The following is a 13715-nucleotide window of genomic DNA, read 5'->3' on the forward strand; positions in this document are numbered from 1 at the left end:
CTCTGATTCAAAACGCAATCAAAAACAGAATTTAGAAAGGAAATCAAAGATGGCTGCTAAAGACGTTAAATTTGGTAATGACGCACGAGTTAAAATGCTAGAAGGCGTAAACGTTCTAGCGGACGCAGTGAAAGTAACACTGGGTCCTAAAGGTCGTAACGTAGTTCTAGACAAATCTTTTGGTGCACCAACAATCACTAAAGATGGTGTATCAGTAGCGCGTGAAATTGAGCTGGAAGACAAGTTCCAGAACATGGGCGCACAAATGGTTAAAGAAGTTGCGTCTAAAGCAAACGACGCAGCAGGTGACGGTACAACAACAGCAACCGTACTAGCGCAAGCAATCGTAAACGAAGGTCTAAAAGCAGTAGCAGCGGGTATGAACCCAATGGATCTTAAGCGCGGTATCGACAAAGCCGTTATCGCAGCGGTTGAGCAACTAAAAGAGCTATCTGTTGAGTGTAACGACACTAAAGCAATCGCACAGGTTGGTACTATCTCTGCAAACTCTGACTCAAGCGTAGGTAACATCATTGCTGAAGCAATGGAAAAAGTTGGCCGTGACGGTGTTATCACTGTTGAAGAAGGTCAAGCGCTACAAGATGAGCTAGACGTTGTAGAAGGTATGCAGTTCGACCGCGGTTACCTATCTCCTTACTTTATCAACAACCAAGAAGCAGGCAGCGTTGATCTAGAAAACCCATTCATCCTTCTGATCGATAAGAAAGTATCGAACATCCGTGAACTTCTTCCAGCACTAGAAGCAGTAGCAAAAGCATCTCGCCCACTACTGATCATCGCTGAAGACGTAGAAGGTGAAGCACTAGCAACACTAGTTGTGAACAACATGCGTGGCATCGTTAAAGTAGCAGCAGTGAAAGCGCCTGGTTTCGGTGACCGTCGTAAAGCAATGCTACAAGACATCGCTATCCTAACTGGCGGTATCGTGATTTCTGAAGAAGTCGGTCTAGAGCTAGAAAAAGTAGCACTAGAAGACCTAGGCCAAGCGAAGCGCGTTGCAATCACAAAAGAAAACACAACCATCATCGATGGCGTGGGTGAAGAAGCAATGATCCAAGGTCGTGTTGCTCAAATCCGTCAGCAAATCGAAGATGCAACTTCAGACTACGACAAAGAGAAACTACAAGAGCGCGTTGCTAAGCTAGCAGGCGGTGTTGCAGTAATCAAAGTTGGTGCAGCAACTGAAGTTGAAATGAAAGAGAAGAAAGACCGCGTAGAAGACGCACTACACGCGACTCGCGCAGCGGTTGAAGAAGGCGTAGTTGCTGGTGGTGGTGTTGCACTAATCCGCGCTGCATCTAAGATTGTTGACCTAGAAGGTGACAACGAAGAGCAAAACGTTGGTATCCGCGTTGCACTACGTGCAATGGAAGCGCCAATCCGTCAAATCACGAAGAACGCAGGTGACGAAGAGTCAGTAGTAGCGAACAACGTGAAAGCGGGTGAAGGTTCTTACGGCTACAACGCAGCAACAGGCGAATACGGCGACATGCTAGAGATGGGTATCCTAGACCCAACTAAAGTAACTCGTAGCGCACTACAATTCGCAGCATCAGTAGCGGGTCTAATGATCACAACTGAAGCGATGGTTACTGACCTACCACAAAAAGACGGCGCAGGTATGCCTGACATGGGTGGTATGGGCGGTATGGGTGGTATGGGCGGCATGATGTAATAGCCAGCCTATCTCTTTGCTCTAAGGCTTGATAACAGCGTCGAGCATGCTCATTTACTAGCGTAAACTGCGCGTGCTCTCCTTGTTCTAAAACCTTATAGCGGTGAGCTAGACTACCGATAAAGTTCGATAAGCCGAGGTGAATGCCTCGGCTTTTTTGTGCCTATTACTTTGGTACTGAGCCTTTGTATGTAAGCTTGTAGGTTTATTCTTACTTTTTTCTTTTTAATCTGATAGTTAGCGAGTAATTATTACGCTTAATTTTTATCAGGTTAATTGGTTTAAAAATACGCAATTGTGTGGCTATTGTGCGCAAACGGTCAGGGAAAATGCAGAAAAATAAGTTTGATGAATTAATTGCTTATTTATTCAAGCAGTTAAATATGACTTCCCGCTAACATTTATTTGGTTAAAATGACGCAAACTTTGAACATTACAGTGTGTTGTAAACACTAAATTCCCCCATGGAGATAAAAATGAAAAAGCTAATGACGTCACTGGCTGTTGCAGCCGTTATCGCTTCACCTGTTGCTCTTGCTGATAGCTCACCAGTTATGTTTTCTACTATCGACAACACTAACGCACCTTCTAACTCTTCTGTTGGCGGTGTTCGTCTTGCGGTTCTTCACGGTCAAGTGAACGAAGTAAAAGGTGTCGATTTCTCTCTACTAGGTATGTCTGAAACAGACCGTACTACTGGTGTGAACTTCGGTCTTTTCTTTGGTGCGTCTAAAGTAAACCAAGAAATGAAGGGTGTTTCTCTAGGTCTATTCAACTGGAACCAAGGCCAAACAACGGGTCTTAACCTAGGTGCGGTAAACGTAACTAACAACGTTGAAGGTCTAAACTGGAGTGCTGTGAACTACTCTGAAGGTTACACAATGGCAGACATCGGTCTGGCAAGTATCTCTAAAAAATCTAACTTCCAGCTAGGTTTCTTCAACATGACTGACCAAATCGACGGTGTTCAAATTGGTCTTCTAAACTGTGCGGACAACGGCTTCTTCAAGTGTTTCCCAATCGTGAACTTCGCTAAATAATCAGCGAGCTTCGCCAAAAGTTAAGTCACCTTCCTAACTTAACGCCAGATACAAAAAGACCCCGGCTTGATGTCGGGGTCTTTTTTATTGTGCTTGATTACTTAACTAAACGCGTTGATGTTTTTCGTTGCTGCATTTTCTGGTGCACACCACGGCGCAATGCTTTGACGCGGTTTTCCGCTTTGTCCACACCGAGTAAAACGGTCAGTGCCAATACGGTAATGATGATCGACTGTGATAAGTAACCTAAGCCAATCATCAAGCCTAGCCCCGCCAACACCCAAATGACGGCGGCAGAAGTCACGCCGTGAATTTTTCCGTCTTGAGTCATCATCACACCGGCACCCAAAAAGCCGACGCCAGTAATGATCTGACCCAGTACACGGGCTTGATCTAATGTATTTGGCGAGAGCGATACCGCCATTGACATAAATAGGTAAGTGCCTGAGATAACTAAAATTGCGGTACGAATACCAACGGGTTTACCGCGAGTTTGACGCTCTATGCCAATCATCAAACCATTGATGGCACAACAAAGCAGCGCAGCCCAACTAAAAGGGCCAAGATCGAAAAGGTGTTCAAAAGTTGCTTGCATCTTAACCTCCAAATTTGCGGAGTATGCATAGATAAGACCGCCTGATCGAACAAAAGCTTTTGCTCGTAACGACAATCTTTATACGGTAAGCAACTTATTCTAGATGCAGATCCAGTGGTGTTTTACTTGGGCGACCACCAATTTCACGGGTGAGCTTTGGCACCAGGTAGCCAGAAACTCGCGTGATCACACCGCGCATGATTTCTTTGGCTTCTTCGTCGGAAACAAAGTAATGCGCCGCACCTTGGACTTTATCCAAAACGTGCAAGTAGTACGGCAAAATGCCAGCATCGAATAACGCTTCGTTCAGCGCAACCTGTGCTTCAACGCTGTTGTTAACGTCTTTCAGCAGTACACCCTGGTTTAGCAAGGTAACGCCAGCCTGCTTCAACTTTACCATTTGAGCGGCAAACTCAGCGTTGATTTCGTTGGCGTGGTTGATATGAGTTACCAAGATGATTTGCAGACGAGAAGCGCGAAGTAGTTGGCATAGTTCATCGGTGATACGTGCAGGGATCACTACAGGCAAGCGGCTGTGAATACGCAGGCGTTTGATGTGTGGGATTTTTGCGATGTGTTCAAGCAGCCAGTGAATTTCATCGTCTTTCGCCATCAGAGGATCGCCACCAGAGAAGATCACTTCATTGAGCTCTGGTTGCTGTGCCATGTACTCCAAGCACTTCGTCCACGCCTGTTTGCCACTCTTATTCTCTTGATATGGGAAGTGGCGACGGAAGCAGTAACGGCAGTTCACCGCACAACCACCTTTCACTATCATCAATGCGCGATTGCGGTATTTGTGCAGTAATCCAGGCAGCTCGTTGTCTTGCTCTTCCAAAGGATCATTCGAATAGCCTTCATGTACCTCAAACTCTTCGCTCAAAGGTAATACTTGGCGCAAAAGTGGATCGTAAGGATTGCCTTTTTCCATCCTATCGACAAAACTTTGCGGTACACGCTGTGCAAACAGCTTACGCGCAGCGAACCCGTCCTGCCACGGTGAAGGATCGATTTCCAACATTTCCAGCAATTTTGCAGGATCGGAGATCCCATTCGCTAACTGTTTGAGCCAGTTTTGCTCAACAGATTCGACTTTTCGGGTTATTATGTGCGGCATTGAATTTAGCTCTAAGAATGTAAGAGGAAAAAATGGCTACAGTTAGCACCAATGAATTTAAAGGCGGCCTTAAGTTAATGCTTGATAACGAGCCTTGTGTAATTCTGGAAAACGAATACGTTAAACCAGGTAAAGGCCAAGCGTTCAACCGCGTTAAAATTCGTAAACTTCTTTCTGGTAAAGTGCTAGAGAAAACATTCAAGTCTGGTGACACTTGTGAAGTGGCAGACGTAATGGATATCGACCTAGATTATCTATATTCAGACGGCGAATTCTACCACTTTATGAACAACGAAACTTTCGAGCAGATCGCTGCTGACTTGAAAGCGGTTGGTGAAAACGCTAAGTGGTTGGTAGAAAACAACACTTGTATGATCACGCTTTGGAACGGTAACCCAATTACTGTTACTCCACCAAACTTCGTTGAACTAGAAGTTACTGACACAGATCCAGGTCTGAAAGGTGATACTCAAGGTACAGGTGGTAAACCAGCAACACTATCAACTGGCGCTGTAGTACGTGTACCACTATTCATCGCAATCGGCGAAGTGATTAAAGTTGACACTCGTACTGGTGAATACGTAGGTCGTGTGAAGTAATTCACCTTAGACTTTCTGATTGAAAAGGTCGCTTCGGCGGCCTTTTTTATTGCCTGTCATTTTCCTCTCTTTGACTCCTCTGTGCAAAACATCGATATCCTCCGCAAATTTCTGATGATTTTGTATTATTCGTAAAAATCTTATTTATTTCATGAATCTTTCGATTATTTCTTAATGTAACAATTTGATACATTAGTCCTCGTTGTCAGCGAGTTGCATAGCAATTTGATTTTTATCGATTTAACTCAATGACAATCCAAAAAGGAGAACAAAATGGAAAGCAGAGGCTTAGGACGAGGTTTAAAGGTGGAAGAGAGACGTCAGTTACTACATAAAGGATTGAAAGCAGCCGTATTTGGTATTCCGCTGCTGGCAATAGGCTTAACGATTAACAGCTCAGTGCTGATGACCGATGCGGGTTACAGCTATGTGCATCAGAACAACATTACTGGTGAATTGGACGTATTCACAGAACCGGGCATTCATTTTCGCATGCCGTTTCTGTCCAAGATTACCAAGTATGACCAAGTGATCACCGTGTCATTTGGTAACAGCAAGGGCGAAGATTTTTATCAACGCCTTGATGCGATTCAGGTTCGCTTTGCCGATACCTACATTGGTCAGATCCCAGTGACATTCCGCTTCAAGCTGAGTAATGACCCAGAAGCGGTTAAAAAGATGCATAAAGAGTTCCGCAACAACAGCAACCTAATCGATGCATTGTTAGTGAAGAACGCACGTAACGTGACGGTGATTACCGCGACTCAATACACAGGTGAAGAGTTTTTCCAAGGCGGCTTGAACCAGTTCAAATCCAAATTGGGTGACCAACTGCGTGAAGGTATTTATCTGACTGAGCGTCGTCAGGTAGAAGTGGAAGAGCTAGATCTTGCTCCGGTGGGTGCGAATCAGTCGAACGCGAACCAACTGCAGCGTACTAACCAATTGGTTTGGAAGACGGTGCCGGTCGTGGATAACACAGGCCAACCAATCCGACAGGATAACCCGCTACAGCAATACGGTATTCAAGTGACGCAGGTGACCATCGGTGACCCGCAACCAGAGAAGCAGCTTGATCAATTGCTCGCAGATAAAAAGCGCTTAGTAGCAGACCGTATCCGTGCGATTCAGGAGCAAGAGACCTCCAAAGCACAAGCAGAGACTGAGCAGTTACGTAAAGAGATTCAACGTACCCGTGAAGTACAAGATGCTCAACGTAGTAAAGAGCTTGCGATCATCGCACAGCAAAAAGAAGTCGAAGTTGCACGTCAGATTGCAGAGCGTGAAATCGTCGAAGTCGAAAAAACCAAGCGACTGGCTGAGGTGGAAAAAGAGAAAGAGTTAGCGATTGCAGAAGCGAACCTAGCGATTCAAAAAGCCAACGCTCTATCAGCGGAATTTGAAGCAAAAGCGATTCTTGAAAAAGGCCGTGCAGAAGCGGAAGTCTTGAAAGCGAAGTACGCAGCACTGGGTGCAAACCGAGAAGTGTACTTGGCAGAGTTGAACCGAGATGTGGCGAACTCGCTGTACAACAACCTGCAAAACTTCCAAGTGCAGATGCCACAAAACTACATCGGTGGTGGTGAAGCGACGGGTCTGAAGACTAACCTCGATGTGATTACTGGCTTTGGCGCGTTGGGCTTAATGGACCAAACCAAGAAGGTCACACAGCAATAAGATCATGGGTGGTCAAAAGCTCAAAAAGCAAAAAGATCATAGGTGACCAAAAGCTCTGGTAGCTGTACAAACCAGAGTAATGCAGAGGCTGATACGTGTTATCAGCCTCTCTTTTTTGTTGGTGAAATGCGGCTGAATATTTGCGCTTTATCTCAATATCACATTGATTTTATGAAGATAAAAAGGCGAGGGCGAAATTTGTGGCTATAGTGAATCAATACCCAACAAGCGCAAGGAAGCACTATGTCGACTCAAGAACAACATCACCCACTCGCTGATTTTGTTGAATACCCTCCAGAGGAAATGGCAGCAAGAGCTGTACATAATTTTGAGCAACTCCAGCGCCGTCATTCGATTCGAAGTTTCTCAGATCGCCCAGTGGCGAAAGAAGTGATTGAGCACTGCATTCGAGCGGCAGGTACAGCTCCGAGTGGGGCAAACCATCAACCTTGGCATTTTGTTGCGATTAACAGTGCAGAAGTGAAAGGGCAGATCCGTCAAGCCGCTGAAGAACTAGAACGTTCTTTCTATGAAGGTCGAGCAGGGCAAGAATGGTTAGATGCACTGAAGCCACTTGGCACGAATGCCAGTAAGCCGTATTTGGAAAAAGCGCCGTGGCTGATCGCGGTGTTTTCGCAAAAGAAAGGCGGTATGAGCAACGATGGGGAACAAACCAACTATTACGTGCACGAGTCAGTCGGGATTGCGACGGGCTTTTTGCTTCAAGCATTACATAACGCCGGTTTGGGTACCTTGACGCACACGCCAAAGCCGATGAGTTTCTTGAGCAAGATTTGTGGGCGAGACAACGATGTTGACCGTCCGTACATGTTGATTGTGACCGGTTATCCGGAAGAAGATGCGACCATTCCAGAGCATGCGATGCACAAAAAGTCGTTGGATGAAATCGCGACCTTTATTGAATAGTGCCTGAAACGAATAGCACTGACGATAAACACAAATAGCAGGCAATAAAAAAGCTGGCGAGGTGCCAGCTTTTTTCATTTCCGTCGGTATCTTAAATCATGAAGATAAAGATAACGGCTAGTGCAGAGATAAGACCTGCAAACGCGTAACATGCGATTTTACCTACCACACCTGTGTGGAATTTAAGGTCGTGCATGCCGTGGTGTACACGGTGCATTGCATGCCACATTGGCAATGCTAGCGTACCGATGATGAACAGTGCGCCAATGATGCTAGTCGCGAATTCAGATACACGCTCATAGCTCATTGCTTCTGCATCAATGATGCCTAGTGGAACTAGGATACCCATTACGAGTACTGTGATTGGCGTGATCATCGCAAACCAAGTACCACCGGCACCAAATAGACCCCACCAGATTGGCTCATCAGAACGTTTCGGTGCTGTATTAACACTATAATTCGGTTTCATTACTCAAGCTCCTTACATCACGATGAGAACGATCAGTGAGATGAACGCTACCGCTGCCCACTGAGTCAGAACGATGATCTTCTTATCTACAGGTTTGCCTTTCAGACGAATTGGCATTACCTGTGGCATCATGCTGAAGAAAGTTTGTGCGTGGAATAGGCTACCTAGCAGTGCAACGATGTTGATCGCTACCACGATAGGGTTTGCCATGAACTCCAACCAACCTTGCCAAGCTTCAGGACCTTTCACTAGTGAACCTAGACCGAAAGTCAGGAAGATAGTGAATAGGATCAGAGGAAGCACCGTTGCTTCACGTACCATGTAGAAGCGGTAGAAAGGATGGTTCTTCCACCATGTGCGTTTTATTTCACGAACGTAAGGTTTACGGTTGCTCATCCTTATGCCTCCACTTTCTTTGGTGAACCATCAGGTTTCAACATCGCAATCACGAAGTCCATTGAAGACTCCACTTTGCCTTGGTTTACTGCCGCTGCTGGGTCAACGTTCTTCGGACAAACTTCAGAACAGTAACCTACGAATGTACAACCCCAAGCGCCGTTTTCACCATTGATCAGCTTCATACGCTCATCTTTACCGTTGTCACGGCTGTCTAGGTTGTAACGGTGTGCCAGAGTCAGTGCAGCAGGACCAATGAACTCAGGGTTCAAACCGAACTGAGGACATGCCGCGTAGCAAAGACCACAGTTGATACAGCCAGCAAATTGCTTGTATTTCGCCATTTGCTCTGGTGTTTGTAGGTTTGTGCCGTCTTCTGGTTTGCGGTCGTTACCAATGATGTAAGGTTTGATTGCTTCTAGGCGCTCGATGAACGGCGTCATATCCACGATCAAGTCTTTCTCGATAGGGAAGTTTGCTAGTGGCTCGATAGTTACGCCATTCGGGTAATCACGTAGGAAGCTCTTACAAGCTAGCTTAGGCACGTTGTTTACCATGATGCCGCAAGAACCACAGATCGCCATACGACAAGACCAGCGGTAAGACAGATCTTTATCTAGGTGATCTTTGATGTAGCCAAGTGCGTCAAGTACAGACATGGTTTCATCAAATGGAACTTCGAATGTTTGCGTGTATGGTTCCGCGTCCTTCTCAGGGTCGTAACGCAGAATGTCTACTTTTTGAATGCGGTTTGCTGACATTATGCTTGCTCCTCTGCGCTCTTCGCTTCTGCTTCAGCGGCTTTTTCAGCTGCTGCTGCTTTTTCTGCCGCTTCACCGTATAGGCGCGCTTTAGGCTGAGATTTAGTGATCTTCACGTTGCTGTAGTCGATGCTTGGTGCTGCATCTTCTTTGAAGAAAGCAAGCGAGTGTTTCAGGAAGTTCACGTCGTCACGCTCTGTACAACCGTCGTCTAGACGTTGGTGCGCACCACGAGATTCTTTACGTAGGATTGCAGAGTGAACCATCGCTTCTGCGACTTCTAGGCCGTAACCCACTTCGATAGCGTATAGGAGGTCAGTGTTGAACACTTTGCCTTTGTCTTTGATGCTGATTTTCTTGTAACGAGCTTTAAGTTCAGTGATCTTATCAATCGTTGCTTGCATCAAATCTTCTTGGCGGTAGATACCACAACCCGCTTCCATGGTGTGACCCATTTCAGTACGGATATCTGCCCAGTTTTCATCACCTTCTTGGTTCATTAGAGCAGCAATGCGATCTTCTACAGCTTTCACTTGAGTCGCGATAGACTCTTCGTTCCAGCCTTTGAATTCTGCCGCGCGTTTCACCGCTTGTTCGCCCGCAACGCGACCGAATACTACGAACTCAGCCAGCGAGTTAGAACCTAGACGGTTTGCACCGTGAAGACCAACAGACGCACATTCGCCAACTGCGAATAGACCTTTAATGCGAGTTTCACATTCGCCGTTGGTTTCAATACCACCCATGGTGTAGTGAACCGTTGGACGAATTGGAATTGGCTCTTTTGCAGGGTCAACGTTCACGTAAGCTTTCGCTAGCTCACAGATGAACGGTAGACGCTCTTGTAGGTACTCTTCACCTAGGTGGCGAAGGTCTAGATGCACCACATCACCAAGAGGGTGTTTGATGGTGTTGCCTTTCTGTTGTTCGTGCCAGAAAGCTTGAGAAACTTTGTCACGAGGACCAAGTTCCATGTATTTGTTCTTAGGCTGACCCACTGGAGTTTCTGGGCCCATGCCGTAGTCTTGTAGGTAACGGTAGCCGTCTTTATTGACGATGATACCGCCTTCACCACGACAACCTTCAGTCATCAGGATACCTGTGCCAGGAAGACCTGTTGGGTGGTACTGAACGAATTCCATATCACGTAGAGGAACGCCGTGACGGTAAGCCATCGCCATGCCGTCGCCCGTTACGATACCGCCGTTGGTGTTACAGTGGTAAACGCGACCTGCGCCACCTGTTGCTAGTACGACAGACTTCGCTTTAATCGTAACTAGTTCACCTTCAGACATGTGGATTGCAATCAGACCTTGTACTTCACCTTCATCAACAAGCAAGTCGACAACAAAATACTCATCAAAGCGCTTGATGTTGTCGTACTTCATCGACGTCTGGAATAGCGTGTGAAGCATGTGGAAGCCAGTTTTATCTGCAGCGAACCAAGTACGTTCAACCTTCATACCACCAAAGCGGCGTACGTTGACTTCACCGTTCTCTTTACGACTCCATGGGCAACCCCATTGCTCCATTTGGATCATTTCGCGAGTCGCGTTCTCTACAAAGTATTCAACAACGTCCTGTTCACATAGCCAGTCACCACCGCCAACAGTGTCGTTGAAGTGGTTGTCTAAGCTATCTTCATCCTTGATAACTGCTGCTGAGCCACCTTCTGCAGCAACCGTATGGGAGCGCATTGGGTAAACTTTAGAAATAAGCGCTACTTCTAAGTCCGGGTTTGCTTCAGCCGCTGCAATAGCAGTACGAAGACCAGCGCCGCCTGCGCCGATGACTGCGATATCTGTGGTGATAGTTTGCACAGTTATCCTCCAGTGTGTGATTGCGGAAATCCGCTTGTTATTGTGAGTGTGAGGGCACCATTTTTAGGCTATCCCTCAAAAGTAGTAGGGTTAGTGTAGGGGAGCCTTATGGCAGAAAAATTGATGTATTTGGGTTTTTTCTCCGGTAATGCACACGAGAGCATAGAAATTCTAGGTTATGTGACTGCTATCACGGCACGAAACAGTTGAGGGATAAACGTAAAGCTGCTCAATGTTACACAGGTGTTGCACGACATTACCCTCATTGATAATAGGGTAAGTTGTGAGTGTTTTTTGTACTGTAGAACGTGGAATGCTTGCTTCAATTCTGATCGAGTTTTATTCGTATTTAGACCAATGCAATTAAGATGAATCCCCCCTCGCCGAGCTAGGCAAAGCGTGCCAAAATTGCTATTTTCCTCGCTCACTTATGTATTGAGAGTCTTGTTATGCAAACGACCTGGCAACCTACTGCTTCTATGGAACAACTTCGTCAACGAGCCGCGTTGATCACCGCTATTCGTCAATTCTTTGCCGAGCGACAGGTGATGGAAGTCGACACGCCAGCCATGAGCCACGCCACGGTGACCGACATTCATTTGCATACCTTCCAAACAGAGTTTGTTGGACCGGGCTATGCCGACGGCAGCAAGCTGTTCTTTATGACTAGCCCTGAATTTCACATGAAGCGCTTACTTGCTGCAGGCAGTGGTTGCATCTACCAAATCAACAAAGCGTTTCGTAATGAAGAGAATGGTCGTCACCACAATCCTGAATTCACTATGTTGGAGTGGTACCGCATCGGCTTTGATCACCACAAGCTGATGGACGAAATGGACGATCTGCTGCAACTGGTATTGAAGTGCGGTGCTGCTGAGCGAATGACTTACCAGCAAGCCTTTATTGACGTGCTTGGCGTGTGCCCGTTAGAGGGCTCGATGCAAGAGCTAAAAGTAGTCGCGGCAAAGTTGGGTCTGAGTGACATTGCCGAGCCTGAAGAAGATCGCGATACTTTACTGCAACTGCTGTTCAGCATCGGTGTCGAAGCGAAGATTGGCCAGCAAGTACCGGCATTTGTTTATGATTTCCCTGCATCGCAAGCGGCACTGGCAAAGATCAATCCACAAGACAATCGCGTTGCTGATCGCTTTGAGGTGTACTTCAAAGGTATTGAGTTAGCGAACGGTTTCCACGAGCTAGATAACCCGAAAGAACAATTGGCGCGCTTTGAACAAGATAATGCTAAGCGTCTTGAAATGGGTTTGAAGCCACAGCCGATCGACTACCACTTGATTGGTGCGTTAGAAGCAGGCTTGCCAGATTGTGCCGGTGTGGCGCTCGGCGTTGATCGCCTGATTATGTTGGCTCTTGGTTGTGACCATATTGACCAAGTAACTGCTTTCCCATTCCCAATTGCTTAAGGATTGACGATGAATCTGACCGCTGCGCGTTTGGTGCTATTGAGTTACGCGACATTAATTGCTTACCTATCTTTGAGCTCTGGAGAGTTGCAAGATTGGGGGGATATTGCGTACTTAGATAAGATGCAGCACGCGATGGCGTACAGCGGTTTTGGCTTCTTGGGCTGCTTTTGTGTCGCAAATTGGCGTCAGCGTTGGACGGTGGCTCTGAGCATTCTGTTATTCAGCGCTGTGATTGAAGTTTTACAAGGTTATGTGGGGCGTCAAACCTCTTGGCACGACTTGATTGCGAACTCGATTGGCATTCTAACTGGTCTGCTATGTTACCGTATTTGGAGCCTCTATCGACCTAGGTTGGTGAAGTCGCTATACTCGATTCGATAATGAAGAGGGAATACGATAACCATGAAAACGCGCGACAAAATCGTCTATGCCGCACTGGAGTTGTTTAACCAACATGGTGAGCGCAATATCACAACTAACCACATTGCTGACCATATTGAAATTAGCCCAGGCAATCTTTACTACCACTTCCGCAACAAACAAGAAATCGTGCGTGAGATTTTCGCGCTTTACTCTGCGGAACTGTTAGAACGCTTTACTCCAATTCAAGGTTCTCAAGAGAGCCTGACCATGCTGAAAAGCTACCTCGATTCAATCTTCACTCTGATGTGGAAGTACCGTTTTTTCTACGCGAACCTGCCAGAAATCCTTTCTCGAGACGAGCAACTGCATGATGAGTACATTGATGTTCAAGAGAAGCTGCAAGCCAACCTCATTGCAATCATGCAAGAGTTTGTGTCGCTGAAGCTGTTGAATGTCGACCAAGAGCAGTTGAAATCCCTAGTTTGCACGCTGCACCTTATTGCGTGTAGTTGGTTAGCTTACCAATCGGCGATGTCATCAAAGACCGACATTACCGAGCTAATGGTGAAACAAGGCATGTTGCAAATGCTTAACGTGGTGAAACCCGTGGCGACCGAGCAGGGCATGGAACAGTTGCTTTTGCTTGAAGAAGCAGTGAGTCGTCTGCACAGTTAATACTATTTTCCCTCCTTATTCATTTCAGAAAATGAGAGTATGGCTCAACGCTTAAGGTTTAGAGCGCAGCTCTCATTTTCAACTCCTTCCTTGAGTTGACTTGCTGTGCTCATTTCGCACAATAGAACTCATGCTCTTCCATACTTTCTAGTGGAA

The 13715-nt window shown here is 46.4% G+C and carries 14 protein-coding genes; 8 read left to right on the top strand and 6 right to left on the bottom strand.

The annotated features are described in order from the left end of the window. The first annotated feature begins 49 nt into the window (after window positions 1–49). Window positions 50–1696, top strand: coding sequence for a chaperonin GroEL (groL, locus tag ACLIIY_RS16730; RefSeq protein WP_005440463.1), 1647 nt, complete (start codon window positions 50–52; stop codon window positions 1694–1696). Between the two features lie 476 nt (window positions 1697–2172). Beyond that, entirely contained in the window at window positions 2173–2736 is a 564-nt protein-coding gene (locus ACLIIY_RS16735; RefSeq protein ID WP_033006223.1) for a VC2662 family protein, read from the top strand. A 97-nt stretch (window positions 2737–2833) separates the two neighbouring features. On the opposite strand, the gene ACLIIY_RS16740 is transcribed toward ACLIIY_RS16735, so the two are convergent. Then, window positions 2834–3331: an MgtC/SapB family protein gene (locus tag ACLIIY_RS16740; RefSeq protein WP_005440468.1), complete on the bottom strand. Its 498-nt coding sequence runs from the start codon at window positions 3329–3331 to the stop codon at window positions 2834–2836. 94 nt (window positions 3332–3425) lie between these two features. Continuing rightward, complete coding sequence (gene epmB, locus ACLIIY_RS16745) at window positions 3426–4448, bottom strand: EF-P beta-lysylation protein EpmB (RefSeq protein ID WP_434527924.1); 1023 nt, start codon at window positions 4446–4448, stop codon at window positions 3426–3428. Window positions 4449–4480: 32 nt separating this feature from the next. Here epmB and efp point away from each other — a divergent pair, with 32 nt between their 5' ends. The 3 genes from efp (at window position 4481) to ACLIIY_RS16760 (ending at window position 7651) form a co-directional block, all read left to right on the top strand. Then, window positions 4481–5047, top strand: a complete 567-nt coding sequence (gene efp / locus ACLIIY_RS16750; protein WP_005440472.1) for an elongation factor P — start codon at window positions 4481–4483, stop codon at window positions 5045–5047. Between the two features lie 273 nt (window positions 5048–5320). Further along, the gene (locus tag ACLIIY_RS16755) at window positions 5321–6724 is read left to right on the top strand and encodes an SPFH domain-containing protein (RefSeq protein WP_005440474.1); all 1404 of its coding nucleotides are present in this window, start codon (window positions 5321–5323) and stop codon (window positions 6722–6724) included. Between the two features lie 243 nt (window positions 6725–6967). Continuing rightward, window positions 6968–7651 (top strand): nitroreductase family protein, encoded by a 684-nt coding sequence (locus ACLIIY_RS16760; RefSeq protein WP_434527925.1) that lies wholly within the window; start codon window positions 6968–6970, stop codon window positions 7649–7651. 91 nt (window positions 7652–7742) lie between these two features. Here the strand turns inward: ACLIIY_RS16760 and frdD are convergent, their stop codons facing one another. Genes frdD through frdA form a run of 4 tightly spaced genes read right to left on the bottom strand, consistent with a single transcriptional unit; the run spans window position 7743 to window position 11097 of the window. After that, window positions 7743–8120: a fumarate reductase subunit FrdD gene (gene frdD, locus ACLIIY_RS16765; RefSeq protein WP_434527926.1), complete on the bottom strand. Its 378-nt coding sequence runs from the start codon at window positions 8118–8120 to the stop codon at window positions 7743–7745. Between the two features lie 12 nt (window positions 8121–8132). Continuing rightward, a complete protein-coding gene (frdC, locus tag ACLIIY_RS16770; RefSeq protein ID WP_005440480.1) occupies window positions 8133–8516 on the bottom strand; it encodes a fumarate reductase subunit FrdC in 384 nt (127 codons plus the stop codon). A 2-nt stretch (window positions 8517–8518) separates the two neighbouring features. Continuing rightward, window positions 8519–9277: a succinate dehydrogenase/fumarate reductase iron-sulfur subunit gene (locus ACLIIY_RS16775; protein WP_005440483.1), complete on the bottom strand. Its 759-nt coding sequence runs from the start codon at window positions 9275–9277 to the stop codon at window positions 8519–8521. Further along, entirely contained in the window at window positions 9277–11097 is a 1821-nt protein-coding gene (gene frdA, locus ACLIIY_RS16780; protein ID WP_434527927.1) for a fumarate reductase (quinol) flavoprotein subunit, read from the bottom strand. Before frdA ends, ACLIIY_RS16775 begins: the two co-directional genes overlap by 1 nt. A 449-nt stretch (window positions 11098–11546) precedes the next feature. Between frdA and epmA the strand changes: the two genes are divergently transcribed. The 3 genes from epmA to ACLIIY_RS16795 are packed head-to-tail and all read left to right on the top strand — an operon-like array spanning window position 11547 to window position 13559. Further along, the gene (epmA, locus tag ACLIIY_RS16785) at window positions 11547–12518 is read left to right on the top strand and encodes an elongation factor P--(R)-beta-lysine ligase (RefSeq protein WP_009707851.1); all 972 of its coding nucleotides are present in this window, start codon (window positions 11547–11549) and stop codon (window positions 12516–12518) included. A 9-nt stretch (window positions 12519–12527) separates the two neighbouring features. Next, window positions 12528–12902 carry a VanZ family protein gene (locus ACLIIY_RS16790; protein WP_434527928.1) on the top strand — a complete coding sequence of 125 codons (375 nt, stop codon included), beginning with the start codon at window positions 12528–12530 and terminating at the stop codon, window positions 12900–12902. Window positions 12903–12923: 21 nt separating this feature from the next. Then, window positions 12924–13559 carry a TetR/AcrR family transcriptional regulator gene (locus ACLIIY_RS16795; protein WP_005440488.1) on the top strand — a complete coding sequence of 212 codons (636 nt, stop codon included), beginning with the start codon at window positions 12924–12926 and terminating at the stop codon, window positions 13557–13559. Window positions 13560–13715 lie beyond the last annotated feature (156 nt).

The organism is Vibrio sp. K4 (assembly GCF_051122595.1).
Classification (GTDB): domain Bacteria; phylum Pseudomonadota; class Gammaproteobacteria; order Enterobacterales; family Vibrionaceae; genus Vibrio; species Vibrio owensii.

What these genes read in the sequence shown, in the direction of transcription:
- ACLIIY_RS16760 (WP_434527925.1), top strand. Translation starts at nt 6,968, where the DNA reads ATGTCGACTCAAGAACAACATCACCCACTCGCTGATTTTGTTGAATAC.
- ACLIIY_RS16775 (WP_005440483.1), bottom strand. Translation starts at nt 9,277, where the DNA reads ATGTCAGCAAACCGCATTCAAAAAGTAGACATTCTGCGTTACGACCCT.
- efp (WP_005440472.1), top strand. Translation starts at nt 4,481, where the DNA reads ATGGCTACAGTTAGCACCAATGAATTTAAAGGCGGCCTTAAGTTAATG.
- ACLIIY_RS16795 (WP_005440488.1), top strand. Translation starts at nt 12,924, where the DNA reads ATGAAAACGCGCGACAAAATCGTCTATGCCGCACTGGAGTTGTTTAAC.
- epmB (WP_434527924.1), bottom strand. Translation starts at nt 4,448, where the DNA reads ATGCCGCACATAATAACCCGAAAAGTCGAATCTGTTGAGCAAAACTGG.
- epmA (WP_009707851.1), top strand. Translation starts at nt 11,547, where the DNA reads ATGCAAACGACCTGGCAACCTACTGCTTCTATGGAACAACTTCGTCAA.
- ACLIIY_RS16740 (WP_005440468.1), bottom strand. Translation starts at nt 3,331, where the DNA reads ATGCAAGCAACTTTTGAACACCTTTTCGATCTTGGCCCTTTTAGTTGG.
- ACLIIY_RS16790 (WP_434527928.1), top strand. Translation starts at nt 12,528, where the DNA reads ATGAATCTGACCGCTGCGCGTTTGGTGCTATTGAGTTACGCGACATTA.
- ACLIIY_RS16755 (WP_005440474.1), top strand. Translation starts at nt 5,321, where the DNA reads ATGGAAAGCAGAGGCTTAGGACGAGGTTTAAAGGTGGAAGAGAGACGT.
- groL (WP_005440463.1), top strand. Translation starts at nt 50, where the DNA reads ATGGCTGCTAAAGACGTTAAATTTGGTAATGACGCACGAGTTAAAATG.
- frdC (WP_005440480.1), bottom strand. Translation starts at nt 8,516, where the DNA reads ATGAGCAACCGTAAACCTTACGTTCGTGAAATAAAACGCACATGGTGG.
- ACLIIY_RS16735 (WP_033006223.1), top strand. Translation starts at nt 2,173, where the DNA reads ATGAAAAAGCTAATGACGTCACTGGCTGTTGCAGCCGTTATCGCTTCA.
- frdD (WP_434527926.1), bottom strand. Translation starts at nt 8,120, where the DNA reads ATGAAACCGAATTATAGTGTTAATACAGCACCGAAACGTTCTGATGAG.